The sequence below is a fragment of the Streptomyces sp. NPDC059900 genome (assembly GCF_050270335.1).
In the GTDB taxonomy this organism is placed as follows: Bacteria; Actinomycetota; Actinomycetes; order Streptomycetales; family Streptomycetaceae; genus Streptomyces.
Map to the genome: position 1 here is coordinate 1 of NZ_JBNNJZ010000891.1, position 2,320 is coordinate 2,320.

Below are 2,320 nucleotides of genomic sequence, written 5' to 3' on the forward strand. Positions count from 1 at the left end.
CGTCCATACTTTGTCCTCAACGAGGAGAAACTGTCGCGGAGTTGGCCTGCGGCAGCGGGCGGCATTCCGGTCGGGCGAGGTTTATTTCCGCACATCGTGGAACCCGCGGGTGAAGCGAAGTGCGACCGTCGCACGCCGCAGCGAAGGATGAAGGAGGCCGGACTCGTCATGGTGGGAGGCACCGGAACGAGAGAGCGGGGACCGACGCGCAGCAGCCGATGGGCCACGACATCGGGCCGCAGGACGGCAGGCACCATCCGGACCTGTATCCCGGCGCGCATCCGCCCGGGCGACGACGGGCCCGCCGACGCCGAGAGGGCCGCTGACTGGAACGTGGTGCGCGGCGAGGACTGACCGCACTACCTGACCGCACCACCTCGACGGCACGACTTGACGGCGCCAGCCGAATGTACCGGGTGGCACCAGGTGTACGGCCTCCCGGACCAGCCGTGATCCGGCCATGATCCGTCCGGCAGGGCGCTCCCGCTTCGCGGTGACCGTGCGTCACCGCTGAACGGGCGGCGTCCGCACGACCCGCCTACGTTGAAGTCCCCGGGGCTCCTCACCGGTGACCGGCGCGAAGCCGACGCAGGGGGCCACCGGATTGCCGGACGGAGGAGTGGTCATGGCGCAGGCCCGCCCGTGCCGCGTACGGGCGCGTCCCGTACGAAAGCCCGCCGGTTCACGTCTTCATGTGCGGGCAGCGGGCCTTCACGTGCGGGCGGCGGGCGGTCATACGGCGTGTGCAGCAGCCGGTCATGCGGCGTGTCCCGCCCCGCGTACCTGCCGTCTAGCCCCACCCCGGCAGGGGGCGGCAACTCGACGTGCTCTGCCGCAAGCGCGGCCCCCGGGTCAGGTTCTGGCCAGAGCCCTGCGGGCTTCGGCCCTCTTGATCCTGCGCCGCCGCCGCGAGCGCTCGTCCTCGCCCAGTCCGCCCCACACCCCTGAGGCCTGCCCGGTCTCCAGTGCCCAGTTCCGGCACCGTTCGATGACCGGACAGCTGTGGCACACCCGCTTGGCGGCCATCAGGTCCTCCTCAGCGGGGCCCGACGTGCCGACCGGAAAGAACAGCTCGGGATCTTCATCAGCACAGGCGGCTCGCCGCCACCACGACTCCATGACGCCTCCTTGCGTCGGTGGACTCCATACGCGCGGCGAAATCCGCCCCGCGTCGCCGGATTACCGCCGTGTGCACGGCTTTTTTGCCGTGTCCACGCGGAACTTCAGCCCGGGTTCCCCGGGAGGCGCCTGGTGAAACAGAAGGAATCAGGGCTAGCGCACGCCGCACGCGGACGAAGAAGATCCCCGGCCCCGGAGGAGTCAATTCCGCCGGGCCGGGCACCCGGCGCCCGGCAAGCACCAGCAAGAGAAGGGGGAGGCGGGCGACGCCCTCAGCCCGAACGAGGGTGCCCAGGAGTCCCTCCACGACGACGAATGACCCCGCCGGCCCACCGCCGCGAGAAGGAGGCACCCCATGCGAGCACTGACCTGGCAAGGAAAGCGGGACGTCCGCGTCGAGACCGTCCCCGACCCGGTGATCAAAGCGCCGACCGATGTCATCGTGCGCGTGACGTCCACCGGCGTATGCGGATCCGATCTGCACCTGTACGAAGTGCTCGGGCCCTACCTCGACCCCGGCGACATCTTGGGGCACGAGCCGATGGGCATCGTCGAGGAGGTCGGCTCCGAGGTCACCGCACTGTCCGCCGGAGACCGCGTGGTCGTTCCGTTCAACGTCTCCTGCGGTGACTGCTACATGTGCGACCGGGGCCTGCACTCGCAGTGCGAGACCACCCAGGTCAAGGAGCGCGGCACGGGCGCCTCGCTGTTCGGCTACACCAAGCTCTACGGCCAGGTCCCCGGCGGCCAGGCCGAACTGCTGCGTGTCCCGTTCGGCAACACCCTGCCCATCAAGGTGCCCGACGGCCCGCCGGACGACCGGTTCGTCTTCCTCTCCGACGTGCTGCCCACCGCCTGGCAGGCGGTCGAGTACGCCGGCATTCCGCCCGGCGGCACCGTGACGGTCCTGGGCCTGGGCCCGATCGGGGCCATGGCCGCCCGCATCGCCCTGCACCGCGGCGCAAGCCTCGTGGTGGGCGTGGACCTCGTACCGGAACGGCTCAGCCGCGCCCACGCCGACGGTGTCAAGGCCTTCGACCTGCGCCGGTACGGCAAGGACATCGGTGACGCGATCCGTGACCTGACCGACGGGCGCGGCACCGACGCGGTCATCGACGCCGTGGGCATGGAGGCGCACGGCGCGCCGCTGGCCAAGGCCGCCCAGTGGGGCGTGGGACTGCTGCCCGACGCCGTGGCCGAG

Annotated in this window: 3 protein-coding genes; 2 read left to right on the forward strand and 1 reads right to left on the reverse strand. The window is 70.9% G+C overall.

Annotated elements, in window-relative coordinates:
• A partial coding sequence (locus tag ACQKIP_RS45365; RefSeq protein ID WP_427745671.1) for a hypothetical protein occupies positions 1-354 on the forward strand: 354 nt, incomplete at its 5' end.
• 498 nt (positions 355-852) lie between these two features.
• On the opposite strand, the gene ACQKIP_RS45370 is transcribed toward ACQKIP_RS45365, so the two are convergent.
• Complete coding sequence (locus ACQKIP_RS45370) at positions 853-1,119, reverse strand: WhiB family transcriptional regulator (RefSeq protein ID WP_365856600.1); 267 nt, start codon at positions 1,117-1,119, stop codon at positions 853-855.
• Between the two features lie 355 nt (positions 1,120-1,474).
• Here ACQKIP_RS45370 and ACQKIP_RS45375 point away from each other — a divergent pair.
• Positions 1,475-2,320, forward strand: an 846-nt coding sequence (locus ACQKIP_RS45375; protein ID WP_427745672.1) for an alcohol dehydrogenase catalytic domain-containing protein, incomplete at its 3' end; no start/stop codon positions are given.